This is a genomic window from Pseudomonas oligotrophica (genome assembly GCF_021726475.1).
GTDB classification, from domain to species: domain Bacteria; phylum Pseudomonadota; class Gammaproteobacteria; order Pseudomonadales; family Pseudomonadaceae; genus Stutzerimonas; species Stutzerimonas oligotrophica.
Window position 1 is genome coordinate 178,877 of the sequence record NZ_JAKJRU010000001.1, and the last position, 26,872, is coordinate 205,748.

The following is a 26,872-nucleotide window of genomic DNA, read 5'->3' on the forward strand; positions in this document are numbered from 1 at the left end:
CAAGCGCCATGAGCCTTTCCTGCGCCATCGACTACTACGGCAATGCCCCGTCCGCCCCGGCCCTGTTCGCCCCGGGCGCCGAGCAGCGCTGGATGCTGCAGTACCTGCCGCTGGTCAAGCGCATCGTCCGCCAGCTGGCGCTGCAGACCAACCAGGTGCTCGACCGCGAGGACATGGAGCAGATCGGCATGATCGGCCTGCTCGAGTGCCTGCGTCGCTACGGCGAGCCGGACGAGGGCTTCGGCCGCTTTGCCGCGCTGCGCATCCGCGGCGCCATCCTCGATGAGCTGCGCCGCCAGGATTGGCGTCCGCGCCAGGTGCGCCAGCAGGTGCACAAGGTGCGCGACGCGATCCGCGCGCTGATGCGCCAGCTCGGCCGCCAGCCCAGCGACGAGGAAATCCGCGCCGCCACCGGGCTGGATGAGCAGGACTACCAGGACTACCTCTGGGCCGATTCGTCCGAAGCGCTCGAAAGCCTCGACGAGCTGTTGCACGACGGCCACGAACAGTTCGCCGAGCAGGGCGAGCTGCTCGAGGACCGGCTGGTCAGGGAGCGCCTGCTGCAGCAGGCCCTGGCCCGGCTGGACGAACGCGAACGGCTGGTGCTGACGCTGTACTACCAGCACGAGCTGAGCCTGAAGGAAATCGCCCTGGTGCTGGAAGTCAGCGATGCCCGGGTCTGTCAGTTGAGCAAACAGGCGATCGGCAAGTGCTGTCGCTTCCTAACCGAGAGAAGTCAGTAGTCATGCAGAAAGTTCTGGGAGCCCTGATCATCATCGCCTGCGTGCTGGGCGGCTACGCCATGGCCAATGGCGACATGCGCGTGCTCTGGCAGCCGGCCGAAGTGCTGATCATCCTCGGCGCGGCGATCGGCAGCCTGGTGGTGGGCAACCCCAAGGAAGTGCTGGTCGAGATGCTCTCGCAGATCCGCGGCGTGTTCGTCTACCAGCGCCGCGGCGAGGAGTTCCAGCGCCAACTGCTGATGCTGCTCTACGAGCTGCTGGAGATGGTCGACGTCGGCGGCCTGAAGGTGCTCGACGCGCACATCGAGGAGCCGGAGGAAAGCGACCTGTTCGCGCGCTACCCGATGATCCTCAAGGAACGCAACCTGATGGCCTTCATCGCCGACAACTTCCGCCTGATGGCCATGGGCAAGATCAGCGCCCACGAGCTCGAGGGCTTCCTCGAGCAGGAACTCGAGGCCATGGAGCACGCCCTGCTGCAACCGGCGCGCTCGCTGCACAAGGTCGGTGAGGCGATGCCCGGCTTCGGCATCCTCGCCGCGATCATGGGCATCATCATCACCATGGGCAGCATCGGCGGCTCGATCGCCGAGGTCGGCGCCCACGTCGCCGCGGCACTGGTCGGCACCTTCCTCGGCATCTTCTTCTGCTACTGCCTGGCCGAGCCGCTCTCCAACGCCATGAGCCAGCGCATCAAGACCGAGCTTTCGGCGCTCGAGTGCGTGCGCACCACGCTGGTCGCGCACCTGGCCGGCAAGCCGACGCTGCTGGCGGTGGACGCCGGGCGCAAGCTGATCGAGCAGGACGTCAAGCCGGCCTTCCGCCAGCTCGAGGTCTGGGTCAACCAGTACGAGGAAGAAAGGGACGCGGCATGAGCATGCGCGGCAAGGGCAAGGGCGGCGCCGAGCACGAGATCATCGTCAAGCGGCGCAGCAAGAAGGGCCACGACGAGGCGCACGGCGGCGCCTGGAAGGTGGCGTTCGCCGATTTCACCCTGGCGATGATGGCGCTGTTCATGGTGCTGTGGATCGTCCAGCCGCGCCTGGAGCTGACCAACCCGGCGTTCGGAAACGAGGACAGCAACCCCCTGGTGGACGGCGGCGCCGGCGTGTTCGACGGCACCAGCACCTCGCCGCTGGAGCTCGACGGCGTGCCGATCCGCCAGGCCCAGGCCGAGCCGCCGCGCGAGCGGGAGGCCGACAGCGCCGAGGACGGCAGCCGCCGCTATGGCTCGAGCGCCGAGCTGCAGGCACTGGCCGCGCTGATGAAGGATGTCGCCAAGGAAGTCGATGCGCTGGCCAACCTGGAGGTGGAGGTGGTGCCCCAGGGCCTGCGCATCCTGATCAAGGACGACCGCGAGCGCTTCATGTTCGAACGCGGCAGCGCCGTGCTCGACCCGCACTTTCGTACCCTCTTGGCACGCCTGGCCGCGGTGCTGGCCAAGGTCGACAACAAGCTGATCATCAGCGGCCATACCGACGCCACCGCCTACCGCAGCGCCGGCGGCTACGACAACTGGAACCTGTCCGGCGACCGCGCCCTGCGCGCGCGCAACGTGCTGGTGGCCTCCGGCCTGCCGGCCGCCGCGGTGCTGCAGGTGACCGCCCAGGCCGATGTGATGCCGCTCAAGCCGGACGAGCCGCAGAGCGGCGTCAACCGCCGGGTGGAGATCCTCTTGCTGACCGACTCGGCCGAGGGGTTGTATCGCGAGCTGTTCGGCGACAGCTACCAGCAGGTGCGCTTTTCCCAGGAGGGCGCGCGCTACCGCAGCGGCAGCTGAGTGCCGCGCGCCGTCACAGGCTGCCGGGCTGGCTCGCGGCGCAGTAGACCTGCTGGGTCTCCACGCCGTAGAGGCAGGCGCCGACCTGTTCGAGCGTGATGCGCGCGCCCTGGTGCTTGCCGTAGAAGAGGTTGAATACCAGCTCGTTGTCCAGCTCGCCGGCCGCCTCCAGGCCGGTGATCGAGCCCTGCTCGACCACCAGGCGGGTGCGCCCGCGCAGGTCGGTCTCGACCCGGCCGGAGGCTTCCGCCACTGCCGGCGCATTGCGCGTCAGCGCATAGAAGCGGCCATCGTGGAAAGCCAGGCTCTGGTGCACCTTGAGCACCGAGCCGTTGCTCAGCAGCACTTCGCCGCTGGAGCTGTAGTGGCCTTCGAGGGCTGCCGAGAAGTTGCTCGTGGTGCCGGTGGCGACGAACGCCCAGAGGCCCAGTGCGGTGGGCACCATCAGGCGCAGCAGGTGGCGGGTGATGGCCCCCGTTTCGATCTGGCGGGTCATTGCAGGCATCCTTGCAGCTGGGCGTCGGGCACACTGTGCAGTTGCGAATGGTGGACCTTGAGCCAGTTGATCCGCCCGTCGTCGCGCAGGCAGCGAATCTCGTAGAAGCCCGGCGAGGCATTGACGATCAGCCGGGCCGGCCGGGTGCTCATGCCGGCCAGCGCCGAGACCAGCTGACGCGTCTCGCTGACCAGCCGCTCCAGTTGCAGCGGCGTCTTGTCGATGTACAGCACCTGCAGGTCACCCAGCCCCACCGAGCGGCTGTGCGGCGCGGCAGGCGCATCCCACAGGCGCATGCCGAGGGTGGCCACGGCCAGGAGGATGGCCAGCGCACTGCCGGCCAGCAGGCCGCCGGCACGCGACCAGCCGCGCCGCACCGGCGCCGGGCTGGCCAGCGGGGCGACCGTAGCCTCGGCCTCGACCGCCATCGGGGTGATCTCCGGCAATGCTTGCACCACGGCCGCTTCCACCGGCTCCGCGTGCGGTGGCACCGCCGCTGGCGCCTGCTCCATGGCAGGGCCTTCGATGAAGGCCGGGTTGAACAGGTAGCCGCGCCGCGGCAGCGTCTGGATGATCTGGTTCGACGCATCGAACAGCATCTGGCGCAGGGTGTAGACCTGCTGGTTCAGACTGCCCTGGCTGACCACCCGGTCTTCCCAGGCGTACTGCAGCAGCTCGTCGCGCGAGACCACCTGGCCGGGCGTGCGCAGCAGGCGCTCGAGCAGGCGGCTGCCGGAAAAGCCGAGGTCCAGCCGCTCTTCGGCGCCCTCGCGACAGAGCACCAGCTGGTAGGAGCCATGCTCGAAGCGGGCGCGACACTCCGCCCTTCCGGTGATCAGAAGCGTGCAAACAACGGCATCGGTGGCCTGGGGGGTCAGGGATGGGGTCATGGTGCAAGCAAATTGGGCGCTGGTTCAGGGTCGGTATGTGACACAGTCGGCGGTATCTTGGCGTCACTTTTTTGTATGCGCAATGGAGCTCTTTTTGACACCTGCCCCTACAGGCGCCAAGACACAGGCATCAGCACCCGCCAGCCCGCATGAATAAAGACGCCAGCCGTCCGTCGATCCGTTGCGCCGACGCTTTTCCAACCCCAAAAAAAACGCCCCGCAGAAGGCGGGGCGTTCTTCAGAGCGTCGATGGCGCCAGGGCTTAGCCCAGCAGGCCCATGACCATGCTCGGCATCTGGCCGGCTTGCTTGAGCATGGAGATGCCGGACTGCATCAGCATGCTGTTCTTGGTCATGTTGGCGCTTTCCGAGGCGAAGTCGGCATCCATGATGCGACCTTTTGCCATCTCGGTGTTGTCCTTCATGTTGGCCAGGTTGTTGTTGGTGTGGTTCAGGCGGTTGATGCCAGCGCCGAACTTGGCACGCATCGAGCCGAGTTCATTCAGCGTGGTTTCGAGCAGCGTGATGGTGGCGCCAGCGTTAGCGTTAGTTGCGGTGGTCGGATCAGCGGAATTAGCGATCTCGGTACCAACTGCACCGGTGTTGAACGAGGCAGAAGCTGCTACAAGAGCGGCGCCCACTTTGCCCAGCTGGGTGCCACCGGAGAAAGCCATCGTCTCAGCTTCGCTGGCACCGATTTGGAAGGTGACGTCAGCGGAAAACTTGCCGGCCGTGCCGTTAACAGCCGTGCCATCGCTGAACAGGGTCTCACCAGCGTAGCGGGTATTCTTGACGATGTTGTTCAGTTCTTTGCCGAGCTCGTCGTATTCGCTTTGCAGGGAGATCAGGTCAGCGCCGCTGTTGGTCCCGTTAGCGCCCTGAGTCGCCAGATCCTTCATACGCTGAACGATATCGGTCATCTCGTTGAACGCGCCTTCTGCGGTCTGCAGCAGGGATACGGCGTCGCTGGTGTTGCGCATGGCCACGCCCATGCCGCGGCTCTGGGCGTTCAGGCGGGTGGCGATCTGCAGGCCGGCGGCATCGTCGGCGGCGCTGTTGATGCGCAGGCCGGTGCCCAGGCGCTGCTGGTTGGTGCCCAGGGCGTTGTTGGTCTTGCTCAGGTTGGTCTGGGTAACCAGCGAGGAGTAGTTCGTGTGGATGGACAGGGCCATGATGAAAATCCTTCGTGCTAGGTGGGCGGTAGGCGCCGGCTTGACTGCCTGCTGAAGGGGTAAGACGACAGGCCCCGAACGGCGCTTAAATCCCGGCGCCAAAAAATTTCCGACTAGCCCACGGCCCCCCGCCTGCAGCCCGCGCGGGCCGGGGCCTGCGCCGTCTGTCGCCGCTCCCGGCGGCATCAGAAGATGCTCGCCACCACCCCGCTTTCCTGCACCTTGGCATCGATCACCTTGCCGCTGCGCACGTTGCGCACGCGGATCACCTCGCCCGGCTGGCCGTCGGCCAGGGCTTCGCCGGCCGTGCTGGCCTCGATGCCGTCCTGGCTGGCGATGATCTTCACCGCCTCGCCGCGCCGCACCGCCAGGGGCTGGGCCAGCAGCGCCGGGGTAATCAGCTGGCCGGCACGGATGCGCCGCTTGGCGGCCATGCCGGCCACCTCGGCGGGTTGGTTGTAGTAGCCGCGCTGCGCCTTGGCGACGTTGATGCGCTCGAAGACGAGATCGGCCGCACCGATCGCCTGGCCGCGCTCGATCAACCCGGCGGCGTGAGCCACCGGCAACGAGACGCTGGCCTGGGCGCTGGCATCCAGCGTCCAGCCGCCCGCGTCCGGGCAGTGGATGCGCAGCTGCTGGCGCTCCAGCAGGGAGGCCGCCGCGCCGGTGGCACGCACCTCGGGCGCGGACGTGCACGCCGGCAGGTGCGTGGCGGCGGGCGGCAGCTCGAGGCGGCGGGTGATGCGCATGCCCTGCCAGCCCCGCCGCGCGGCTTCGCGGCCCAGGCCCTGCTCGAAGAACGCCCCCACGGCCTGCTCGATCTGCTGCGTCGCCGGCCCGGCGCCCCTGGCCGGCTGCGCGGTGAGCAGCAGGCCCAGCGCCAGGGCGGAAACCAGGCTTCCGCCTGCTCGCCCAAGCGACCCCGCAGGCGGAAGCACGGCGGCTTGGTGCCTCGAGTTCATTTTAAATAAATCGTTGTTTTTCAATAGGTTAACCATCTTCTACAAGCCGGCACGCTTTCTGCTAATTCATCTGCAACAAAATGCGGGCCAACGGCCTGCCCCGTTCGTACGAGGTAGCAGATGAGTATTCGGATTGACGACGCAGTGGGCGTTCACGAACGCGCCCTCGAGCTGCACATGCAGCGCAGCGAGATCCTGGCGGCGAATCTGGCCAACGAGGACACCCCCGGCTTCCAGGCCCGCGACATCGATTTCGCCCAGGAAATGCGCCGCCTGGAAGGCCGCGAGCCGCGCCTGGCGCTCGCCGGCAGCGACCCACGCATGCTCTATCGCGTGCCGACCCAGGCCTCGCAGGACGGCAACACCGTCGAGCTGGCGGTGGAACAGGCGCAGTTCTCGCGCAACTCCATGGATTTCCAGACCAGCCTGACCTTCCTGACCATGAAATTCCGCGGCCTGAAGCAGGCCATCGAGGGTCGCTGATGTCATTCGATTCCATCTACCGCATCGCCGGCTCGTCGATGAACGCGCAGACCGTGCGCCTGAACACCGTGGCCAGCAACCTGGCCAACACCGACTCGGCGGCCGCCGACCCGGCGGACGTCTACCAGGCGCGCCGGCCGCTGTTCGCCGCGGTCTACGAGAACGACTCGCTGACCCGCGGCGTCGGCCTCGGCGGCGCCCACGTGCAGGTGCTCGACGTGGTCGCCTCGGGCGCCGAACCCAAGCGCCGCTACGAGCCGGGCAACCCGCTGGCCGACGGCGAGGGCTACGTCTACTACCCCGACATCAACGAGATCGAGGAGATGACCGACATGATGTCGGCCACGCGCAGCTTCGAGACCGGCGTCGAGGTGCTCAACCGCGTGAAAAGCATGCAGCAGAGCCTGCTGCGCCTGGGAGAAGCCTGATGGGTTCGGTCAATTCGGTGCTCGATGGCAGCCTCGCCGGCAATTCGCTCGACGCGGTCAAGCGCGCGGTCAACGTCGGCGACGCGGCGACCATGGAGAACAACTTCATCAGCCTGATGGTCGCGCAGATCAAGAACCAGGATCCGACCAAGCCGGTCGACAGCACCGAGTTCCTCAACCAGTACTCGGCGATGGCGCAGGTCAAGAGCATGGAGAACATGACCGCGCTGACGCAGAACAACCTGGTGCTGCTCGACAACCTGCAGACGCTCACCGCCGCCGGCCTGGTCGGCCAGCAGGTCAGCGTCGCCGCCGAGGCGCTGGAGCTCGACGGCCAGCCGATCGAGGGCCAGTTCCAGCTCGAGCACCCGGCCGGCCGCAGTAGCCTGATCCTGACCGATTCGAACGGCAACAAGACCGCCGTCGAGCTCGGCGCGCACGGCGCCGGGCGGGTGCCCTTCAGCCTCGACCCGCAGCGCCTGGGCCTGCCGGCCGGGCGCTACGCGATCAGCCTGGAAACCGACGCCGGCGAGTACCCGCAGGCCGAAATCAACGGCCGCGTCGACAACGTGCGCGTCAGCGCCGAAGGCCCGGTCCTGCAGGTGCAGGGCGTCGGCCAGGTGCCCTTCTACAACATTCTCGAGTTCGCCCAGGCCGACGCCGGGCTGCTCGGCGGCTGAGCCGCGCCCACGCCCGCGAACCCCAAAGACAGCATCGAGAGCAGACCATGAGCTTCAATATCGCCCTGACCGGCCTGTCCGCCGTCAACGACCAACTCAGCACCATCGGCAACAACATCGCCAACGCCGGCACCGTCGGCTTCAAGTCCTCGCGCACCGACTTCGGCAGCCTCTATGCCGAGAGCCAGGCGATGGGCGTGGAAGTCACCGGGCACACCCAGAGCATCAGCCAGGGCGGCGCCCTGACCACCACCAATCGCACCCTCGACCTGGCGATCTCCGGCGGCGGCTTCTTCGTCACCCGCGCCGGCAATGGCGACGTCGCCTACACCCGTGCCGGCATCTTCGGCACCGACAAGGATAGCTTCATCACCAACAGCCTCGGCGGGCGCCTGCAGGGCTACCCGGCCGACGCCAACGGCGTGCTGCAGACCGGCACCGTCGGCGACCTGCAGCTGCGCTCGGGCGGCATCCCGGCGCGCGCCAGCGATGCCCTGAGCTTTGTCGCCAACCTCGACGCCGACGCCGAGGTGCCGGCCGTGGCCTTCGACCCGCAGGTCGCCGACAGCTACAACTCGACCTACACCACCAAGCTGTTCGACTCCCAGGGCAAGGAACACACCCTGACCCAGTACTTCGTCAAGACCGCCGACAACAGCTGGGATGCGCACTACTACGTCGACGGCGCCGCCCTCGCCGGCGGGCCGCAGGCGCTGAGCTTCGACACCGCCGGCAACCTGGCCGGCCCGCTGGCGCCGATCACCCTCAACGCCACCCTCACCGGCGGCGTCGCCCCGCTGGTCATCGCCCTGGACTACAGCGGCAGCAGCCAGTACGGCTCGGCCTTCAGCGTCACCGGCAACCGCGCCACCGGCTACGCCGCCGGCGAGCAGACCGGCATGAGCGTGGAAAAGGACGGCCGCGTCTACGCCAACTACTCCAACGGCGAGCGCATGCTCCAGGGCCAGGTGGTGCTGGCCAGCTTCGTCAACGCCGAAGGGCTGAAGAACATCAGCGGCACCGCCTGGAGCGAGACGGCCGCCTCCGGCGCCGCGCTGCTCGGCGCACCGGGCGTCGGCCAGTTCGGCACCCTGGCTTCCGGCGCGCTGGAGAGCTCCAACGTCGACCTCACCCAGCAGCTGGTCGGGCTGATGGAAGGCCAGCGCAATTACCAGGCGAACACCCAGGTCATTTCCACGAACAAGGAACTGACCCAGGCCCTGTTCGCCGCGATCTGAGGCTAGCGCATGGACCGTCTGGGCTATACCGCAATGACCGCCGCCAGCCGCACCATGATGGCGCTGCAGGTGCGTGCCAATAACCTGGCCAACGTCAACACCCCCGGCTTTCGCGCCGACCTCGAGCGCGCCGAAGCGGTGGCGGTAGAGGGCTACGGCTACGACAGCCGGCACATGGCCGTGGTCGAGAACAACGGCGTCAGCCTGGCCGGCGGCGCGCTGGTGGCCACCGGCCGCGAGCTGGACTTCGCCGTCAAGGGCAGCGGCCTGATCGTCGTCGAGGACGGCGCCGGCGAGGCCTATACCCGCCAGGGCAACCTGCAGATCGACGCCGAGGGGCGGCTGACGCTCAACGGTCGTGCGGTGCTCGGCGAGGGCGGCCCGATCGTGCTCCCCGAGCACGACAAGCTGGAGATCGGCAACGACGGCACCGTATCGATCATGGCCCCGGGCGACTGGGTGATGGCCGAGGTCGACCGCATCCGCCTGGTCGACGTGCCGGCGGCGAACCTCACGAAGAACCAGGCCGGCCTCCTGGTCACGCGCGACGGCCAGCCGGCCGCGCCGAGCGAGGAGGTGCGCCTGGCCAGCGGCTTTCTCGAGTCGAGCAACGTCTCGGCGATCGACGAGCTGGCCTCGACCATGAGCCTGAACCGCCTGTTCGAAACCCAGGTAAAGATGATGAAAGCCGCCGAGGACCTCTCCGAGGCGGGCAACCGGATGATCCGCGGCAGCTGATCGGGAGATAACGCATGAATTCCGCACTTTGGGTCAGCAAGACCGGCCTGGCCGCCCAGGACAAGGCCATGTCGACCGTCGCCAACAACCTGGCCAACGTCAACACCAACGGTTTCAAGAGCGACCGCGCGGTCTTCGAGGACCTGTTCTACACCATCGAGAAACAGCCCGGCGCCCAGGCCGACGAGATCAACACCGTGCCCTCGGGCATCCAGCTCGGCAGCGGCGTGCGGCTGGCCGGCACGCAGAAGGTGTTCACCGAAGGCAGCATGCAGACCACCGGCCAGCCGATGGATCTGGCGATCGTCGGCCGCGGCTTCTTCCAGGTCGAGGCGCCCAACGGCGACATCCTCTATACCGAGAACGGCCAGTTCCAGCTCAACGCCGAGGGCATGATGGTCAACGCCCAGGGCCTGCCGCTGACTCCGGCGATCGAAGTGCCCGAGGGCAGCACCGGCTTTACCGTCGGCGCCGACGGCATCGTCACCGCGATCCTGCCGGGCGACACCCTGCCCTCCGAGCTCGGCCAGATCACCCTGGTCAACTTCACCAACCCCGGCGGCCTGGAAGCGCTCGGCGGCAACCTCTACCGCGAGAGCGTCGCCAGCGGCGAGCCGGTCGAGGGCGTGGCCGGCGAGGAAGGCCTCGGCCAGCTCAAGCAGGGCGTGCTCGAGGGCTCCAACGTGCAGGTGGTCGAGGCCATGGTGAACATGATCGCCATCCAGCGCGCCTACGAGGCCAACGCCAAGGTGCTCGACGCCGCCAGCGGCATGCAGCAGTTCCTCAACCAGACCGTGTGATGCCGATGAAGCCGATCGCCCTGCTGCTCGCCTCCTTGCTGCTCGGTGGCTGCGCCAGCTTCGACGAGCTGCGCCCCGACGAGGATTCCAGCGAGTACGAGCCGCTGGAACTGGACTACAGCCTGCCGCCGACCACCAGCGGCGGGCTGTTCCGCGCCGGCCACGCCGGCTCGCTGCTGCACGACCGTCGTGCGGTGCGGGTCGGCGACATCCTCACCATCGTGCTCGACGAGTCGACCCAGTCGAGCAAGAGTGCCGGCACCAGTTTCGGCAAGGAATCGAGCATCGGCATCGGCGTGCCCACCGTGCTCGGCAAGCGCTACCCGGACCTGGAGACCTCGGCCTCCGGCGAGCGCGAGTTCAGCGGCTCGGCCAAGAGTTCGCAGCAGAACACCCTGCGCGGCTCGATCGCGGTCACCGTGCACCGCGTGCTGCCCAACGGCACGCTACTGGTCAAGGGCGAAAAGAAGCTGCGCCTGAACCAGGGCGACGAATACATCCGCCTCACCGGCCTGGTGCGCATGGACGACATCAATCGCTTCAACCAGGTGTCGTCGCAGAACATCGCCGACGCGCGAATTTCCTACGCCGGGCGCGGCGTGCTCAACGACAGCAACACCGCTGGCTGGCTGACGCGCTTCTTCAGCCACCCGCTGTTTCCCCTCTGAGGTCCGCCCATGCATCTGAAGGCAACCCTCGCCGCCCTCGCCCTGCTCTGGCACCTGCCGGCCGGAGCCGTACCGCTGATGGACCTGGTGGACATCGAGGGCGTGCGCGGCAACCAGCTGATCGGCTATGGCCTGGTCGTGGGCCTGGACGGCACCGGCGACAAGAACCAGGTGAAGTTCACCAGCCACTCGGTGGCGAACATGATCAAGCAGTTCGGCATCAACCTGCCGGCCAACGTCGACCCCAAGCTGAAGAACGTCGCCGCGGTGACCGTCACCGCCACCGTGCCGCCGTCCTACGGCCCCGGGCAGACGGTCGACGTGACCGTGTCCTCGCTGGGCGATGCCAAGAGCCTGCGCGGCGGCCAGCTGCTGATGACGCCGCTGCAGGGCGTCGACGGCGAGGTCTACGCCCTGGCCCAGGGCGCGCTGGTGGTCGGCGGCGTCAACGCCGAGGGCGCCAGCGGCTCGAAGGTCGCCATCAACACCTCCAACAGCGGGCTGATCCCCAACGGCGCCAGCGTCGAGCGGGTCATTCCCACCGACTTCGGCGTGCGCCCGGACGTGGTGCTGAACCTGCGCGACCCGAGCTTCCAGACCGTCAGCCATATCGTCGATGCCGTCGACGAGCGCTTCGGCAAGGGCACCGCCACGGCGCTGAACGCCACCAAGGTCAGCCTGCGCGCACCGGTCTCGAGCAACCAGCGCATGAGCTTCATGGCCATGCTCGAACGGCTGGACGTGGAGCAGGGCCGCGAGCGGCCGAAGGTGGTGTTCAACAGCCGCACCGGCACCGTGGTGGTCGGCGAGGGCGTGCGCGTGAAGGCGGCGGCGGTGGCCCACGGCACGCTGACCGTGACCATCAGCGAGCGGCCGCAGGTCAGCCAGCCGAATGCCTTCTCCGGTGGCCAGACCGCGGTGGTGCCGCAGTCCGACGTGGCCGTCGAGCAGGACCGCAAGGCGATGTTCCAGTGGCCCGAGGGCGCCAGCCTGGAAAGCATCATCAACACCATCAACAGCCTCGGCGCGACGCCCGATGACGTGATGAGCATCCTGCAGTCGCTCGAGCGCGCCGGCGCGCTCAATGCCGAACTGATCGTGATGTAGCAACAAGAGCCTGTTCACGTCTCGCGAGCTAGAAGCCTGCGAGGCGAAACAGGCGAACAAGCGCAGTTTACGGTTGTAGATGAGCATTTTTGACCGGGCTGGCGCCCCAGCCTGTTTCAACGAAGCAGGACCGAAGCGCAGCAGATTTGAATAGGTTCTTGCCGCATGAGCATCGTTTCCCTACCCCAGCACCTGGCCAGCCTGCGCACGCGCAACGAGGGGCCGAGCGCGGCGCGGCGCCAGCAGCTCGAGGCGGTCTGCGAGCAGTTCGAGGCCATGTTCCTGCAGCAGATCCTCAAGCAGATGCGCAAGGCCGGCGACGTGCTGGCCGCCGGCAATCCGCTGCGCAGCCGCGAGCTGGACACCATGCGCGACCTCTACGACGAGGCGCTGGCCGACTCGCTGGCAACCAAGCGCCAGACCGGCATCAGCGACCTGCTCGTCGCGCAGCTTTCCGGCGAGGCCGGCGCCGCGGGGCCGACAGCGCACCCGGGCGCGGCGCTGGCCGGCCTGCCGAGCGCTGGCGGCGGCCTGCATGCCCTGCGCGGTACCTGGCAGCGCGGCCTCGAGGCGCTCGACGAGGCCTGGGCCAGCGGCAAGGCCGGCTTCCAGGCGCTGGTCGACAGCGTCATCCGCCACGAATCGAGCGGCAACCTCGCCGCGGTCTCGCCCAAGGGCGCCCGCGGCCTGATGCAGCTGATGCCCGACACCGCACGCGACATGGCCGGCGAGCTCGGCCTGCCGTTCAGCGAGGCACGCCTGACCGAGGACGCCGCGTACAACAAGCGCCTCGGCTCGGCCTACCTGGAGAAGATGCTGGCGCGCTACGACGGCCACCAGGCGCTGGCCCTGGCCGCCTACAACGCCGGCCCCGGCAAGGTCGACGAGTGGCTCAAGCAGTTCGGCGACCCGCGTAGCGGCGCGATCGGCACCGCCGCCTGGGTCGAGCGCATCCCCTATGCCGAGACGCGCAACTACACACGCAACATCCTGCGCGACCTGCAGGCGGCGCCGGCCCGCCAGGCGCAGCACGACGGCGAGGCGCTTAAGCCCGCCGGCGCGCCGGTCGCCTTGCATAGCCAACGCGCCGTCGGCGGCCACCTATCGGTGGCCTTCGCGCAACCGATCCGCATCGAATCCAAGGAACCCCAGTCGTGAGCATCCTGAGTCAGATTGGCTACAGCGGCGTACGCGCCTCGCAGATCGCCCTCACCGCGACCGGACAGAACATCGCCAACGTCAACACCCCGGGCTTCAGCCGCCTGGCGCCCGAGCAGCACGCGCTCGGCGGGCAGACGCCCACCGGCATCGGCGGTGGCGTGCAGGTGACCAGCATCCGCCGGCTGGCCAGCGAGTTCCAGAACCAGCAACTGTGGCGCGCGACCACCGAAAAGCAGTACTACGGCACCACGCAGCAATACCTCGGCGCCCTCGAAGGGCTGGTCGACAGCGAAGGCTCGAGCATCAGCGTCGGCCTGGACAACTTCTATGCCGCGCTCAGCGAGGCCAGCTCGACGCCCGAGTCGATCGCCCTGCGCCAGCAGATCCTCGGCGAGGCCAGGCAGCTGGCGCAGCGCTTCAACGGCCTGAACGGCAACATCGGCATCCAGCTCGAGGCGCTGGAGGGCCAGCGCGTGTCGATGGTCAGCGAGATCAACGGCCTGGCGAGCAACATCGCCGACCTCAACAAGCAGATCCTCGAGATGGAATCCTCCGGCCGCGATACCGCGACCCTGCGCGACTATCGCGACAACCTGGTCAAGGACCTCAGCCAGTTCGTCGGCATCCGCGTGCAGGGTGCCGCTGACGGCAGCCTCACCGTGGCCCTGGCCAACGGCCAGCCGCTGGTCGCCGGCAGCACCGCCGGCACGCTGAAGGTCGGCGAGAACCTGGCCGGCGAGCAGCAGCTCAGCCTGGTCTTCGCCAAGACCAGCTTCCCCTTGGTGCAGGAGGGCCTCGGCGGCTCGCTCGGCGGTCTCTACGACATGGAATACGGTGCGCTGCGCCCGGCCCAGGCCGACCTGCACGACATGGCCGGCGCGCTGGCGCAGCGGGTCAACGACACCCTGGCCACCGGCTACGACCTGGACGGCAATCCCGGCCAGCCGCTGTTCAGCTACGACGCCAGCAGCACCAGCGCACTGCTGACCGTCAATGCGCTGTCCACCCGCCAGCTGGCGTTTTCCGCCCAAGCGCCGGGCATGGATGCCAATGGCCAGCCGGTGCCGGTGGTCGGCGACAACCAGGTGCTGCTGGCCCTGCTCGAGACCAAGGCGGCGAAGATCAGCGTGGCCGGCGACCTGGTGCCGCTCAACGATGCCTACGCCGGGCTGGTCGGGCGCATCGCCAGCGCCAGCCGGCAGAACCAGGCGGACCTGGCCGCCACCACGGTGGTCGCCGAGCAGGCCCAGGCGCAGCGCGACAGCGTCAGCGCGGTGAACCTCGACGAGGAGGCCGCCAACCTGATGGCCTACCAGCAGGCCTACCAGGCCAACATGAAGGTCATCGGTACCTCCAACGAACTGTTCAACGCCGTGCTGGCCATGTTCTGAGCCGGCCGAAGGATTCCCGACAATGCGTATCTCCAACGCCCAGATCAACGCCATGATGCACGGCTCGCTGAACCTCAGCTCCGAGAAGCTCGGCAAGCTGATGCAGCAGATGGCCACCGGCGAGCGCATGCTGCGGCCGTCCGACGACCCCATCTCCGCCGTGCGCGTGCTGCGCATCCAGCGCGAGGAAGCGACCCTGGCGCAGTACCGCACCAACATCGCCAACGTCTCGGGCAACCTGTCCAAGCAGGAGAGCAACCTCAAGGCCGCCTCGGACTCGATGCTCAGCGTGCGCGACCTCTTGCTATGGGCGGCCAACGGCAGCAACACCAGCGAAGACCTGGCGGCCATCGCCAACGAGCTGAAGACGCTCGAAGGCACCATCCTCAGCTTCGCCAACGTGCGCGACGAGGAAGGCCGCTACCTGTTCGCCGGCACCCTCAGCGACCGCCCGGCGATCACCTTCGACGCCGCCAGCGACAGCTACCAGCTCAGCGGCAACGCCGATCACCGCCAGGCGGCGGTGGCCAACGGCGTGCTGGTCGAGGAAAACGTCACCGCCGCGCAGATCTTCGGCGGCGGGGTCGACATGCTCAACCGCCTGCACGAGCTGGTCGGCATGCTCGAAGACCCGGCCCTCGACGCGGGCGACCCGGCGGTGCGCGGGCAGATCGCCGCCAGCATGACGGCCCTGGACCTGACCCACGGCGAACTGCTCGGCGCGGTCACCGACCTCGGCGGCCGGCAGAACACCCTGAGCCTGCTGACCAGCAGCAACGAGGACGTCTCGCTGGTCAACCAGAAGATCGAGGGCGAGCTGTCGCGGCTGGACTACGCCGGCGCCAGCATCGATCTGAACAACTATCAGCTGTCGCTGCAGGCCACCCAGAAGACCTACCTGAAGATCAACGACCTCTCGCTGTTCGGCCTGCTGTGAGCGGAACATGGCCATGAAGATCGACAAGCAGCTCCCCGCGGTCGGCGCCATCGATGGGCAGCAGCGCCGCCAGCCGCTGATGCCGGAAAGCCGCCCGCACCAGGCGCCGGCGCGCGAGCTGGACACCGCCACGGCCGAGGCCAGCAGCCGCAAGAGCACCAGTTTCAGCCTGCAGCTCAACCAGCAGCTGTCCTCCATGCAGTCGGCCCAGAATTACCTGGCCGACCTGCACGGCCGGCTGTCGCAGCTGAAGCTGAGCCTCGGCCGCGAACTCGCCGCGAGCGTGCCCGGTAGCGGCGCGCCGGCCATCCGCGAGGGGCTGGAGCAGGTCGGCGAGCTGTTGCGCCAGCGCAGCGAGCGCTCGGGCAACGCGCTGGACGCCGGCTTTCGCCTGCACCTGAACGAGCCGGTGCGCAGCCGCTTCAGCCTGCAGGGGCTGGAGTCGCTGCAGCGGATCCGCGAGGCGGCGCCGGAAACCCTGATCATCCGTGGCGGCCGCCAGCTGGCCGAGCCGGTGGCGGTAATCCTCGACGAGGCGATGAGCGACGAGCAGATCCTGCGGCGCTTCAATGCCAGCCTCGGCCAGGCCGGCATCCGCGCCGAACTGGACGCCAACGGCCAGCTGCGCTTCTCTGCGCGCGAAAGCGTCTGGCAGAAGCTCGAAGGCGAACTGGCGGTGCGCGGCGAGGGCAAGCTGTTTCCCGGCGAGCGCTTCCAGCGGCTGGGCAGCCATCAGGAGCAGCTGCTGGAACTGCCGGAGGCAGCGGCGCTGGACTCCTTCGCCGAGCTGCGCCGCGTGCTGGACAACGTGGTCGCCGCGCTGGACCGCATCGGCAACCTGCGCGACCAGCTCGGCCAGCGGCAGAAGGAGATCCGCGACTTCCTCGCTCGCCAGGCCGGCAACGACGAGAAGCAGTGGGCGCTGGACTTCTCGCGCTCGGTGTTCAACCTGATGCAGCGCAGCCCGTCGAGCTACGCCGCGGTCAGCCAGGCGGTCGCCGCCCAGGCCACCCTGAGCCGCTTCACCGTCGTCAGCCTGCTGGCCTGAGCGGCCGCGGTTCAGCCGCGCTCGGCGGGGCGCACGGCCGCTGCGCGGCGTGGCGCCTGAGTCGGGGCGCGGCCGCGCCACATCCCCTGCAGGCCGACCAGCGTCGGCAGCCCCAGCGCCAGCCAGCCGAACCAGTCGCCGGCGCCGTCGGAGACCAGCCCGGCGAGCAGGCCGAGGGCCGAGAGCAGGCCAAGGGCCAGTGGCCACAGCCAGATGCGCATCATCCCCGCACCTCCGTCGCGCCACGCTTGAGCCACAGGTACAGGCCGCTGCCGAGCACCACGATGGTGAGGATATCCAGCAGCGCCCAGAGGATCTTCAGCGGCAGGCCGCCGTAGTCGCCGAAGTGCAGCGGTTCGGACAACTGCAGCGCGGTGACGTACCAGGGCCGGGCGCTGGCTTCGAGCACCTCGCCATCGGCGGGGTCGACCAGCAGCGCCTGGGTCAGGCGCGAGGTCAGCGGCGTGTCGCCGCGCAGGATCACCGCGACATGCTCGGGCGTGGCGCGCAGCGTGCCGGGGTAGGCGATCATCGAGATCGCCATGCCCGGCGCGGCGGCCAGCACACGGTCGACCGCGGTCTGCAGCGAGCCGTCGGCAGCCGGGACATCGCTGGCATCCTTCGGCAGCAGCACCTGGGTCTTGCCGGCCTGCAGGGCGGCGACCTGCTCGGCCTGCCAGGCCTGGAAGATGAGGTCCGCCCAGGTGTTGATCACCCCGGTGAAGCCCACCGCCAGCGCCCAGACCAGGGTGACGATGCCGAGCAGGTTGTGCAGGTCCAGCCAGCGCGTGCGTGGCGCCCGTTCGCGGCGCACCTCGGCGAAGCGCAGCTTGCGCATGAAGGGCGCATAGAGCACCACGCCGGAGACGATGGCGACCACCAGCAGCAGGCCCATGAAGCCGAGGAACAACTTGCCGGCCAGCCCCGCGTAGAGGTCGACGTGCAGGCGGTACATCACGCTCATGAAGCCCTCGTCGAACGCCGACACGTCGACCACCTGGCCGGTGCGCGCATCGGAGAGGATCAGCAGCGACTCGCTTTCGTCGGTATCGACGCGGGTGTCGAGCTTGACGTACCAGAGGTCGGGCAGGTCTTCCTCGGCGAAGAAATACAACGGCACCAGGCCCGGGTGGGCCTTGACCGCCTCGGCGGCGACCCGGTCGAGGGCGATCTGCGGGGTGCCCGCCGGCATCGGCGGGGCCTCGATCTCGCTGCCGGCCAGGTGCTCGATCTCGTGGGAGAAGATCAGCGGCAGACCGGTCAGGCACAGCAGCAGGATGAACAGCGTAGAGACGAGGCTGGACCACTTGTGGACCCAGCCCCAGCCCCGCAGGGTGCGTGCCTGCATCAGAAGTCGACCGTGGCGCTGAGCGTGAGCGTGCGCGGGGCGCCGAGGACGAGGTAGTTGGCGTTCGGGTAGCCGCCCACCGAGGCCCAGTAGTCGCGGCCGGTGACGTTGTCCAGGCGGGCGCGCAGGGTCACATCACGCGCGTCGATGACCATCCGGTAGCGTGCGCCAAGGTCCAGGCGGGTCCAGGACGGCGCCTGCAGGTCGTTGGCCGCGTCGGCGTACTGGCTGCTGGTGTAGACCACGCGGCTGGTCAGGGTCAGGCCGTTGGTGCCCGGCACGTCCCATTCGCCGCCGACGTTGGCCTGGGTGCGCGGCACGCCGATCGCACGGTTGCCCTCGTTGAGGCCGTCCTGTGTGCTGGTCAGCTCGGCATCGAGCAGGGTGAGGCCACCGAGCAGGCGCACGCCGTAGGCCGGCTCGCCGAACACCGACAGCTCGATGCCGCGGTTGCGCTGTTCGCCGCCGTCGGTGAATACACCGTTTTCCACGGTGCTGAACGGCCGGTCGGTGGTGAACAGCGCCAGGCTGCCACCGAGGTTGCCGCCGTCGTACTTGATGCCGACCTCGGTCTGTTCGGAGACATAGGGCTCCAGCGCCTCGCCGGCATTGACGATGGCTACGCCACCGCTGCTCGCCGGAGCGATGTCGCCCTTGACCAGCCCCTCGATGTAGTTGGCGTAAACCGACAGTTCGTCGGTGAGCTGGTAGACCACGCCGGCCACCGGGCTGGTCTTGTAGCGGTTGTAGGAGGACAGCCGGCTGCCGCTGTTGTAGTCGTAGCTCTTGGCCTCGATGCCCTGGCGGCGGGCGCCGAGGGTGAGCAGCAGGCGGTCGTCGAGGAAGCCCAGGGTGTCGGCCAGCGCCAGGCTCTGGGTGTGGGTGCGTTCGGTGACGCCAGGATCGGACATCTGGCCGCCGGTCCAGGTGGTGCCTGGCATCGCCGCGTCGAACGGGTCATGGATATCGGCGGCAAGGTTGCCCGACATGCCGTAGGCGTTGCGTGCTTGCAGATCGAACATCGCCGCGGACATTACCCACTCGTGGGAGACCGCACCGGTGTTGCCACGGGCGCGCAGGCCGGCTTCGCTGGTGAAGACGTCTTCCTCGCGCACGTTGTCGAAGCGGTAGAAGGTGCCGGCGCCGGAACGGCCCGCCTTGATGCTGGCCAGGCGGTTCTTCTCCTCGCCCTCGCGCACACCGGCGGCGAGCCAGCCGGTCACGGCGTCGGAGAAGTCGTATTCGGCGCGCAAGGTGCCGAAGGTCTGCTTCTCCTTCGAGTAGGTCCAGGGCTGGGCGAAGTTGTCTTCGGCATCCGGTGCGCTGGGAATGCCGCCGTTGGGGGTGACACTCGGACGCGGCTGGTCGATGAAGTGGTACTGGTGGCCGACGTCGCCGGACAGGCGGAAGTTGTCGCCCTGGTAGTCCAGGCCGAGGGCGAACATGTCGAGGGTGCGTTCCTCGTCCTCGACGGTGGTCTCGCCGGCACGCTTGGCGGCGTTCAGGCGCACACCGAAGCGCTCCTCTTCACCGAAGCGACGGGCGATATCGGCATGGGTCATGGCCTGGCCACCGCTCTCGGCGCCGAGGGTCAGGCGGGTCAGCGGCTCGTTCGGCGCGCGCTTGGGCAGGATGTTGATCGCCCCGCCGATGCCGCTGCCGCCCGGCGCCGCGCCGTTGAGGAAGGCGTTGGCGCCGCGGAACACTTCCACGCGCTCGATGAACTCGGCGGCCACGTACTGGCGCGGTAGCAGGCCGTAGAGGCCGTTGTAGGCGATGTCGTCGGAGAACAGCGGGAAGCCGCGCACCACGTACAGTTCCTGGAAGTTGCCGAAGCCGCGCGCCACGCGCACCGAGGGGTCGTTCTGCAGCACGTCGGAGACGCTGCGCGCCTGCTGGTCCTGGATCAGCTGCGAGGTGTAGGACGTCGAGGTGAACGGCGTTTCCATGTAGTCGCGGTTGCCGAGGATGCCGACCCGGCCGCCACGGGCGACCTGCTCGCCGGCGTAGGGCGCGGTCAGGCCGTCAGCCGAGGCGTCGGCACTGGCGACGATCTCGGTTTCCGGCAGCGCCAGCGGCTGTTCGGCCTGGGCCTGGCTGTCGACAGTGGCATCCCGGTCCGTCGGGTTTGCAGCGTAGGCCGAGCCACCCATGGCCAGGCAGAGCGGAAGCAGGGCGCGAAGCGAGCCCGGTTTGCAGAGGAAGGTGCGAGACATTGGAAAAGACCTGTTGGGACCGGAAATTGCGGGGGAAATGGCGCAATTTCAAAATGCTATATTTAGCAAGAATGATTCGCAACAATATTAATCAACCAATGACTCGCGCTCTCCTGGCCTCGCACCGTGCCGCCGCACCGGCTACAGCGGCTGCAAGCCGCGACGCAGAGCGGCGCGCTTGCCAGCGCCCCGGCAACCGGAACAGGAAGGGATGAAAGGCGGGAAAGCCGACCAGGGGATGGCCGGGCATGCGGCGCATCGGCCAGGACGCGGGCGCGCCCCGGCCGCCGCTCGATCAGCTGTCGCGCAGGCGGAAGCCGATCTTCAAGGTGACCTGGAAGTGCGCGACCTTGCCGTTGGCCACGTGGCCGCGGATCTCGCCGACCTCGAACCACTCGATGTTCTCCAGCGTCTTGCTGGCCTCGGCGATGGCGTTCTGGATCGCGTCATCGACGCTGGTGCGCGACGAGCCGACGATCTCGATCTTCTTGTAGGTGTGATGGTCCGACATGCATACCCCCTGATTCTGGCGAGCCTCCGCTCGAAGGATTCGTCCTGTCTGCTTTCTGAGGCCGGCGCCGGCGACTTGGTTCAACCCCTGCGCCCGGCTCAGCGCAGGCGCCGATAGGGGAAGTGGCAGGGCTTGAACGCCTGGTTGAAGTGCCGGCCCAGCGAGTCGGCCGCCAGCAGCGCCTGCACCGCCTCGGCTGGCACCTGTTCGTAGCGGTACAGGCTGCCGTTGTGGAACTCGACTTCCAGCACCCGCTCATCCGAAGCGTAGCCCAGCGCGCGGATGCTGCTGGAGTCGACCGCGGCGCGCTTCACGTGACCGCGCCGGGTTCGCGGCTGAAGCCCTCGGCCTGCATGCGCCAGAGTGCCTCGAACTCGCCGCCGCGGCGGCGCAGCTCCTGCGGCGGGCCGTCCTCGACGATGCGCCCCTGGCGCAGCACGACGATGCGGTCGAAGCCGGCCAGGGTCGACAGCCGGTGCGCCACGGCGACCACCGTGCGGCCCCGGATCAGCTGGTTCAGCGCATCCTGGATCTCCGCCTCGGACTGCGTATCGAGCGCCGAGGTGGCTTCGTCGAGGATCAGGATCGGCGCGTCCTTGAGGAAGGCGCGGGCGATGCCCAGGCGCTGGCGCTGGCCGCCGGAGAGCATCACCCCGCGCTCGCCGACCAGCGTGCGGTAGCCCTCGGGCAGCTCGCGGATGAAGCCGTCGCAGAAGGCGTGCCGGGCCGCCTCGTGGACCTCCTCGTCGCTGGCCCAGGGGCGGCCGTAGCGGATGTTCTCGAGGATGCTGCGGTTGAACAGCGCGGTCTCCTGCGGCACCACGGCGATCTTCTCGCGCAGGCTGTCCTGGCTGACGTGGCGCACGTCCTGGCCGTCGATGAGGATCTGCCCGCCATGCACGTCGTCCAGCCGCTGCAGCAGGGCAAGCAGGGTCGACTTGCCGGCACCCGAGGCGCCGACGATGCCCACCGACTGCCCGGCCGGGATGTGCAGGCTGAAGTCCTCGAAGATCGGCGGCCGCTCCGGGTAGCCGAAGCGCACGTGCTCGAAATCGATGTCGCCGGCGTCCAGGGTCAGCGTCGGCTCCGGGTCTTCCAGGCCGTGCGGCTGGTTGATGATGCGCAGGGTGTCGGCGATCGCGCCGACCTGCTGGGTGGTGTCGACCAGCGCCAGCGCCAGGTCGCGCGAGCCGTGCAGGATGCGGAAGGTCAGCGCGCTGACCAGCACCACGTCGCCGGCGCTGACGCTGCCGCCCAGCCAGCTGCGGATCGCCCAGACCAGCATGCCGCCGGCCATCAGCGACAGGCAGATGTCATGCAGCACGCGGGCCTTCTCCAGGTACATCCAGCTGCGCCGCTGGGCGCGCGCCTCGCTGCCGATCTCCTGGGCCAGGCGCTCGGCCTCGCGGTCGCGGGCGGAGAAGGCCTTGATCGTCCAGACGTTGGACACCGCATCGACCAGCTCGCCGCCGACCCGCGCCGCCTGGGCGGCGAAGCGCTGGTGCTTGCTGCGCCCGCGGATGCCGAAGCCGGTGATCAGCAGCGCCACCACGATGACGAACACGACCAGCGCCACGGCCATGCGCCAGTCGACGGTGAGCAGCACCACCACCGCGCCGATGAAGTCGACGATCGGCGGCACGATCTTCCACGCCAGCCCGCCATAGATGGTGCCCGCCGCCTGGCCGACGGCGGAGATGCGGTTGCCCAGCGAGCCGGCGAAATGCTCGTTGAAGTAGCGCATCGGGTGGCCGGTCAGGTAGCGGAACAGGTCGACGCGGATGTCCACGCAGCTGGCCACCACGGTGCGGCAGCCGAGCCAGCCGCCGAGGCGCCAGAACACGTTCTCCACCACGATCAGGCCGAGGAACAGCCACAGCGGCATCCAGACGTTCGCCGTGCTGCGCGCGCCGCTGCCCTCGGCCATGGCATCGACCAGGAGCTTCATGCCGTACTGCACCGCCACCGCGCAGATCGCCGCGCTGATCACCAGCGTCGCCAGCCCGCCGAAATGCCAGGGCCGCTGGCAGACGTAGTGCCAGAGGAAGGCCAGCGGCCGGCTGGGCAGGACCTCGGGGACGGGCGGAACCGCGGCGGGCTTGCTCATGCGGGTGTCACGGCGGGCTCATGATGGGCTTGGACCGAGGCGAAGCGGGCCTGTTGCAGGCGCAGCTCGTCGGCCAGCCCGGCATGCTCGGGGCGCACGCCATTGGCGTCGGGGAAGCCGAACAGGCCGGTCGGGCAGTGGCGGTCGTCGTCCCAGCCGGGGTAATCGAGCACCGGGTACAGGCAGATGCCCTCCACCGCCACGCCCTGCTGCAGCGCCAGGCCGACCTGCTCGCTGACGTAGCGCAGCCAGTCGCCGCGCAGGTCGCCTTCGGCGCCGGTCTCGGCGACCAGGATCGGCCGCCCGTAGCGGCGCTGGATCTCCTTGAGGATGCCGCGGAACGGGCGGTAGTCCGGGTGGCCGCGAACGATGGTCTCGCCGCCCAGGTACCACTGGTTGTCCGAGTAGTAGTTGACCCCGACGATATCGAGGTACTCCGGCTTGCCACCGAGGCCCGGCCAGGCCTTGCCGCAGAGCATGTCCCAGGCCTCGAACTGCGCCTGGCGGGCGTTTTCCGCCTCGCGCTGGGCGGCCGGGCGCAGCACCTGGGCGCTGATGTGGATCGCCGGGTCGACCTGGACGAAGCGCGCCCGCGGCTCGACCGCGCGGATCGCCTCGATGGCCGCGATGCTGGCGCGCACCAGCTGGTGCTTGAGCTCGGCGCCACGGCCCTGGCCCAGCGGGTTGAAGCGCGCATGGTCGCCCCCGGCCCAGGCCCAGAAGGAGATCTCGTTGACCGGCGAGTAGAACGGCACCGCGTCGCTGTGCTCGCGCACCAGCCGCGCCGCCTCGCCGGCAAAGCGGGCGAAACGCTCGACGAACTCGGGGCGCCAGATGTCGATGTCGTCGGGCCAGCCGTAGTGGCACAGGTCCCAGATCACCTGGGTGCCGCTGTCGCGCGCAGCCGCGAGCATCGGCAGGAAGCTGGACCAGTCGTAGCGGCCCGGCTGGCGCTCGATCAGGTGCCAGCGCAGGCCGTCGCGGGCGCTGCGGATGCCGTGGCGCTGCAGCGCACGGTAGTCCTCGGCGACCAGCCGATCGTGGCCGGTGGCGGCCAGCAGGTCGAGCCGGCGGTTGTCGTGGCGGCGGTGCGTGGAGCACTCGAAGCCGCCGAGAAAGAAGCTGTCGAAGAGGGTCGGTTGGTACATCGCAGGCCTCTTGGAAACAGGCACGGCCGGCCGCGCCGCAAGCGCGCGACGCAGCCGGCAGGTGCCGACGGTACGATCATGGCCGCCGCAGCGCGCGGCGACCGCGGGGCTCAGCCGGCCTGTTCGGCGAGGCTGCGCGCGTGCGCGTCGCCCGCGCCGGCGGCCGGGCCGCGCTCGGCTTCCTCGATGCGTTTGTACGCCGCCAGCGCCTGGCCGACCACCTGATCCATGTTGTAGTACTTGTAGGTGCCCAGGCGACCGATGAAGGTCACGCCCGGCGTCTGCTCGGCGAGCTGCTGGTAGCGCTTGTACAGCTCGGCGTTCTCCGGGCGCGGGATCGGGTAGTAGGGGTCGCCCTCGGCCGAGGGGTACTCGTAGGTCACGCTGGTCTTCGGGTGGACCTGCCCGGTGAGGTGCTTGTACTCGCTGATGCGCGTGTAGGGCACCTCCTCGCTCGGGTAGTTGACCGTGCCGACCGGCTGGAACTGCTCCTGCTCGAGCTGCTTGTGCTCGAAGCGCAGCGAGCGGTACGGCAGCTTGCCGAAGCGGTAGTCGAAGTACTCGTCGATCGGCCCGCAGTAGACCAGGTGGTCGTACTCGACCTCGTCGCGGATCTCGCGGTAGTCGGTGTTGAGCATGACCTTGATGTTCGGATGGTCGAGCATCTTCTCGAACATCTTCGTGTAGCCGTGCCTGGGCATCTGCTGGAAGCTGTCGGTGAAGTAGCGGTCGTCGGTGTTGGTGCGCGTCGGCACCCGCGAGGTCACCGACTTGTCCAGCTGCGAGGGGTCCAGCGCCCACTGCTTGCGCGTGTAGCCGCGGAAGAACTTCTCGTACAGCTCGCGGCCGATGCCGTTGATCACCACGTCCTCGCTGGTCTGGATGTCGGCCACCGGCTCGGCGCGGCTGGCCAGGTACTCGGCGGCCTGCTCGTCGGTCTCCAGGTTCAGGCCGTAGAGCCTGTTCAGCGTGGTGCGGTTGATCGGGATCGGCACCAGTTGGCCGTCCACCTGCGCCAGCACGCGGTGCTCGTAGGGGCGCCACTCGGTGAAACGCGACAGGTAGTCGACGATGCGCTGCGAATTGGTGTGGAAGATGTGCGGGCCGTAGCGGTGGACCAGCACGCCGGATTCGTCGTGGTGATCGTAGGCGTTGCCGGCGATGTGCGGGCGTCGGTCGACTACCAGCACGCGCTTGTTCAGCCCGGCGGCCAGGCGCTCGGCGAGCACGCTGCCGGCGAAACCGGCACCGACGATGAGATAGTCGAAACCACGCCGGCGCTCGCCCGGCGCATCACCGGAGCCCCCGCCGAGACGTTCGGGATGGCGGTCTTGCGGGTTCATATCGCGCATTGGATCTTCTCCTTCATCAGGCTCCAGGTGTGGTCCCAGGACATGTCGCCGAGGATCTCGTCGGCGCGGGCCAGCAGGCGGTCGCGGTCCTCGGCATCCTTCAGCGCGGCCTCGCAGGCGGCAATGAAGGCCTCGGCGCCGTCGGCGATGCGCACGATGCCGGTGTCGCCGTAGGTGCGCACCACGTCGGTGATCGGCGTCGATACCACCGGGCGGCCGCCGGCCAGGTATTCGGGGGTCTTGGTCGGGCTGATGAAGCGCGTCGATTCGTTCAGCGCGAACGGCATGATCGCCACGTCCCAGCCCGCGAGGTACTGCGGCAGCTCGTCGTAGGTCTTGCCGCCCAGGTAGTGCAGGTTGTCGCGCCGCGGCAGCTCGGCCGGGTCGATCTTCACCACCGGGCCGATCAGCACCAGCTGCCAGTCGGGCTTGAGCCGCGCGACCTGCTCCAGCAGTTCGAGGTCCAGGCGCTCGTCGATCACGCCGTAGAAGCCCAGCCGCGGGCGCGGAATCTCGGCCTGGTCGTCCGGGTCGTGCTGCGGCCGCCGCGCGGCGGCGAAGTGCTCGACATCGACGCTGCTGGGGAAGGGATGCGCGTCGTCATGCAACTCGCGCTTGGCTTCCCAGATGCTGTAGCCGCCGGTGAACACCAGGTCGGCGCGCTTGAGCAGCTCGCGTTCGCGCTCGATCAGCTCCGGCGGCGCACCGCGGAAGGCCGAAAGCTCGTCCATGCAGTCGTAGATGGTCACGCGTGGCTCAAGGTGGGCGGAAAACGCCAGGCTCATCGGCGTGTAGTACCACAGCAGCAGGTCGTCGACGCCGAGCTTGGCCAGGTAGCCGTCGAGCAGCTCGCGCTGCACGCGGTTGGCGGCCTCGCCGGTGCAGCCGTGCGGCAGCCGCGGGATCAGCACCTGCACGCCGTTCTCTTCGGGGCGGACTTCCAGCCAGGGCTGGTCGTCCTCGGTGGCAATCGGTTCCTCGCAGAACAGCACGTTGAAATCGCGGGCGAAACGCGACATCAGATGTTGCGGGCGCTGGTAGACGAAGCTCCAGCGCAGGTGCGACAGGCACAACAGCGTCGGCACCTGCTCGTCGAAGACCACTTCGGCCGGCGTGTGCTGCGCGTTGCGGGATTTGCCGATGTCGTACTGGAAGGGGCCGGCCCAACTCATCTAACACCTCGTTCGATAGGACGCAGCCCGCGGCGATCCAGCCCGGCGACACGCCTGTAGCGGGCCCGGTAATCCCTCGCCGGGCCGCAGAGGGCGGGCGCCTGCCGTCCGTGGACGTACGTTTCGTCGGCAACTGCCCGCCGGCTATTGACGGTGATCGGCCGGTTGGGTTCCCGACCAGCCATCCGGCCGCGCCCGCCGTCGGATGGCCGCGGCGCGGTGGAACTTGGCGGCCGCTTGCCCGTCCCTAGAGCAGAAACACCTGGTTATGCCCGGCCTCGGAACCCAGCGCGCAGC

General features: G+C 68.6%; 28 protein-coding genes. 15 read left to right on the top strand and 13 right to left on the bottom strand.

From position 1 onward, the window contains the following. Nucleotides 1-8: 8 nt before the first annotated feature. The 3 genes from L3N39_RS00850 to L3N39_RS00860 are packed head-to-tail and all read left to right on the top strand — an operon-like array spanning nucleotide 9 to nucleotide 2,523. Entirely contained in the window at nucleotides 9-743 is a 735-nt protein-coding gene (locus L3N39_RS00850) for a FliA/WhiG family RNA polymerase sigma factor (protein ID WP_237255325.1), read from the top strand. A gap of 2 nt (nucleotides 744-745) precedes the next feature. Beyond that, the gene (motA, locus tag L3N39_RS00855; RefSeq protein WP_237255326.1) at nucleotides 746-1,618 is read left to right on the top strand and encodes a flagellar motor stator protein MotA; all 873 of its coding nucleotides are present in this window, start codon (nucleotides 746-748) and stop codon (nucleotides 1,616-1,618) included. Next, the gene (locus L3N39_RS00860; RefSeq protein ID WP_237255327.1) at nucleotides 1,615-2,523 is read left to right on the top strand and encodes an OmpA family protein; all 909 of its coding nucleotides are present in this window, start codon (nucleotides 1,615-1,617) and stop codon (nucleotides 2,521-2,523) included. The genes motA and L3N39_RS00860 overlap by 4 nt, the downstream gene beginning before the upstream one ends. Before the next feature lie 13 nt (nucleotides 2,524-2,536). Here L3N39_RS00860 and L3N39_RS00865 read toward each other — a convergent pair whose 3' ends face one another. The 4 genes from L3N39_RS00865 to flgA form a co-directional block, all read right to left on the bottom strand. Continuing rightward, nucleotides 2,537-3,019 (bottom strand): hypothetical protein, encoded by a 483-nt coding sequence (locus L3N39_RS00865; RefSeq protein ID WP_237255328.1) that lies wholly within the window; start codon nucleotides 3,017-3,019, stop codon nucleotides 2,537-2,539. Next, nucleotides 3,016-3,909, bottom strand: a complete 894-nt coding sequence (locus L3N39_RS00870) for a winged helix-turn-helix domain-containing protein (RefSeq protein WP_237255329.1) — start codon at nucleotides 3,907-3,909, stop codon at nucleotides 3,016-3,018. Before L3N39_RS00870 ends, L3N39_RS00865 begins: the two co-directional genes overlap by 4 nt. A 262-nt stretch (nucleotides 3,910-4,171) precedes the next feature. After that, the gene (gene lafA, locus L3N39_RS00875) at nucleotides 4,172-5,080 is read right to left on the bottom strand and encodes a lateral flagellin LafA (RefSeq protein ID WP_237255330.1); all 909 of its coding nucleotides are present in this window, start codon (nucleotides 5,078-5,080) and stop codon (nucleotides 4,172-4,174) included. Between the two features lie 185 nt (nucleotides 5,081-5,265). Continuing rightward, entirely contained in the window at nucleotides 5,266-6,018 is a 753-nt protein-coding gene (gene flgA / locus L3N39_RS00880; protein WP_237255331.1) for a flagellar basal body P-ring formation chaperone FlgA, read from the bottom strand. Nucleotides 6,019-6,162: 144 nt separating this feature from the next. Here flgA and flgB point away from each other — a divergent pair, with 144 nt between their 5' ends. The 12 genes from flgB (at nucleotide 6,163) to L3N39_RS00940 (ending at nucleotide 16,721) form a co-directional block, all read left to right on the top strand. Further along, complete coding sequence (flgB, locus tag L3N39_RS00885) at nucleotides 6,163-6,525, top strand: flagellar basal body rod protein FlgB (RefSeq protein WP_237255332.1); 363 nt, start codon at nucleotides 6,163-6,165, stop codon at nucleotides 6,523-6,525. Beyond that, nucleotides 6,525-6,953 (top strand): flagellar basal body rod protein FlgC, encoded by a 429-nt coding sequence (flgC, locus tag L3N39_RS00890; protein ID WP_237255333.1) that lies wholly within the window; start codon nucleotides 6,525-6,527, stop codon nucleotides 6,951-6,953. Before flgB ends, flgC begins: the two co-directional genes overlap by 1 nt. After that, on the top strand, nucleotides 6,953-7,633 hold the full coding sequence (locus L3N39_RS00895) for a flagellar hook capping FlgD N-terminal domain-containing protein (RefSeq protein ID WP_237255334.1): 681 nt from the start codon (nucleotides 6,953-6,955) through the stop codon (nucleotides 7,631-7,633). Before flgC ends, L3N39_RS00895 begins: the two co-directional genes overlap by 1 nt. A gap of 47 nt (nucleotides 7,634-7,680) precedes the next feature. Beyond that, nucleotides 7,681-8,871: a flagellar hook protein FlgE gene (flgE, locus tag L3N39_RS00900; RefSeq protein ID WP_237255335.1), complete on the top strand. Its 1,191-nt coding sequence runs from the start codon at nucleotides 7,681-7,683 to the stop codon at nucleotides 8,869-8,871. 9 nt (nucleotides 8,872-8,880) lie between these two features. Beyond that, nucleotides 8,881-9,609: a flagellar basal body rod protein FlgF gene (locus L3N39_RS00905; RefSeq protein WP_061337819.1), complete on the top strand. Its 729-nt coding sequence runs from the start codon at nucleotides 8,881-8,883 to the stop codon at nucleotides 9,607-9,609. Between the two features lie 14 nt (nucleotides 9,610-9,623). Next, nucleotides 9,624-10,409, top strand: coding sequence for a flagellar basal-body rod protein FlgG (gene flgG, locus L3N39_RS00910; RefSeq protein ID WP_061337817.1), 786 nt, complete (start codon nucleotides 9,624-9,626; stop codon nucleotides 10,407-10,409). Further along, entirely contained in the window at nucleotides 10,409-11,077 is a 669-nt protein-coding gene (gene flgH / locus L3N39_RS00915; RefSeq protein WP_237255336.1) for a flagellar basal body L-ring protein FlgH, read from the top strand. Before flgG ends, flgH begins: the two co-directional genes overlap by 1 nt. Nucleotides 11,078-11,086: 9 nt before the next feature. Continuing rightward, on the top strand, nucleotides 11,087-12,184 hold the full coding sequence (locus tag L3N39_RS00920; RefSeq protein ID WP_237255337.1) for a flagellar basal body P-ring protein FlgI: 1,098 nt from the start codon (nucleotides 11,087-11,089) through the stop codon (nucleotides 12,182-12,184). A gap of 165 nt (nucleotides 12,185-12,349) precedes the next feature. Then, a complete protein-coding gene (locus L3N39_RS00925; RefSeq protein ID WP_237255338.1) occupies nucleotides 12,350-13,342 on the top strand; it encodes a lytic transglycosylase domain-containing protein in 993 nt (330 codons plus the stop codon). Continuing rightward, complete coding sequence (gene flgK / locus L3N39_RS00930; RefSeq protein WP_237255339.1) at nucleotides 13,339-14,736, top strand: flagellar hook-associated protein FlgK; 1,398 nt, start codon at nucleotides 13,339-13,341, stop codon at nucleotides 14,734-14,736. Before L3N39_RS00925 ends, flgK begins: the two co-directional genes overlap by 4 nt. Before the next feature lie 22 nt (nucleotides 14,737-14,758). Then, nucleotides 14,759-15,673, top strand: coding sequence for a flagellar hook-associated protein FlgL (gene flgL, locus L3N39_RS00935; protein ID WP_237255340.1), 915 nt, complete (start codon nucleotides 14,759-14,761; stop codon nucleotides 15,671-15,673). A gap of 13 nt (nucleotides 15,674-15,686) precedes the next feature. Then, the gene (locus tag L3N39_RS00940; RefSeq protein ID WP_237255341.1) at nucleotides 15,687-16,721 is read left to right on the top strand and encodes a hypothetical protein; all 1,035 of its coding nucleotides are present in this window, start codon (nucleotides 15,687-15,689) and stop codon (nucleotides 16,719-16,721) included. Nucleotides 16,722-16,732: 11 nt separating this feature from the next. Here the strand turns inward: L3N39_RS00940 and L3N39_RS00945 are convergent, their stop codons facing one another. From L3N39_RS00945 to L3N39_RS00985, 9 genes are all read right to left on the bottom strand, one after another. Then, complete coding sequence (locus L3N39_RS00945; RefSeq protein ID WP_237255342.1) at nucleotides 16,733-16,945, bottom strand: hypothetical protein; 213 nt, start codon at nucleotides 16,943-16,945, stop codon at nucleotides 16,733-16,735. Further along, the gene (locus tag L3N39_RS00950) at nucleotides 16,942-18,069 is read right to left on the bottom strand and encodes a PepSY-associated TM helix domain-containing protein (RefSeq protein WP_237255343.1); all 1,128 of its coding nucleotides are present in this window, start codon (nucleotides 18,067-18,069) and stop codon (nucleotides 16,942-16,944) included. The genes L3N39_RS00945 and L3N39_RS00950 overlap by 4 nt, the downstream gene beginning before the upstream one ends. After that, complete coding sequence (locus L3N39_RS00955) at nucleotides 18,069-20,285, bottom strand: TonB-dependent receptor (protein WP_237255344.1); 2,217 nt, start codon at nucleotides 20,283-20,285, stop codon at nucleotides 18,069-18,071. The genes L3N39_RS00950 and L3N39_RS00955 overlap by 1 nt, the downstream gene beginning before the upstream one ends. A gap of 295 nt (nucleotides 20,286-20,580) precedes the next feature. Next, nucleotides 20,581-20,796, bottom strand: a complete 216-nt coding sequence (locus L3N39_RS00960) for a dodecin (protein ID WP_237255345.1) — start codon at nucleotides 20,794-20,796, stop codon at nucleotides 20,581-20,583. A gap of 98 nt (nucleotides 20,797-20,894) precedes the next feature. Further along, nucleotides 20,895-21,110: a KTSC domain-containing protein gene (locus L3N39_RS00965; RefSeq protein ID WP_237255346.1), complete on the bottom strand. Its 216-nt coding sequence runs from the start codon at nucleotides 21,108-21,110 to the stop codon at nucleotides 20,895-20,897. Continuing rightward, nucleotides 21,107-22,903, bottom strand: a complete 1,797-nt coding sequence (locus L3N39_RS00970) for an ABC transporter ATP-binding protein (RefSeq protein WP_237255347.1) — start codon at nucleotides 22,901-22,903, stop codon at nucleotides 21,107-21,109. The genes L3N39_RS00965 and L3N39_RS00970 overlap by 4 nt, the downstream gene beginning before the upstream one ends. Then, on the bottom strand, nucleotides 22,900-24,051 hold the full coding sequence (locus tag L3N39_RS00975; protein ID WP_237255348.1) for a glycoside hydrolase family 1 protein: 1,152 nt from the start codon (nucleotides 24,049-24,051) through the stop codon (nucleotides 22,900-22,902). Before L3N39_RS00975 ends, L3N39_RS00970 begins: the two co-directional genes overlap by 4 nt. 110 nt (nucleotides 24,052-24,161) lie before the next feature. After that, entirely contained in the window at nucleotides 24,162-25,403 is a 1,242-nt protein-coding gene (gene glf, locus L3N39_RS00980) for a UDP-galactopyranose mutase (protein ID WP_237255349.1), read from the bottom strand. Continuing rightward, complete coding sequence (locus L3N39_RS00985; RefSeq protein ID WP_237255350.1) at nucleotides 25,391-26,575, bottom strand: glycosyltransferase family 1 protein; 1,185 nt, start codon at nucleotides 26,573-26,575, stop codon at nucleotides 25,391-25,393. Before L3N39_RS00985 ends, glf begins: the two co-directional genes overlap by 13 nt. Nucleotides 26,576-26,872: the final 297 nt, after the last annotated feature.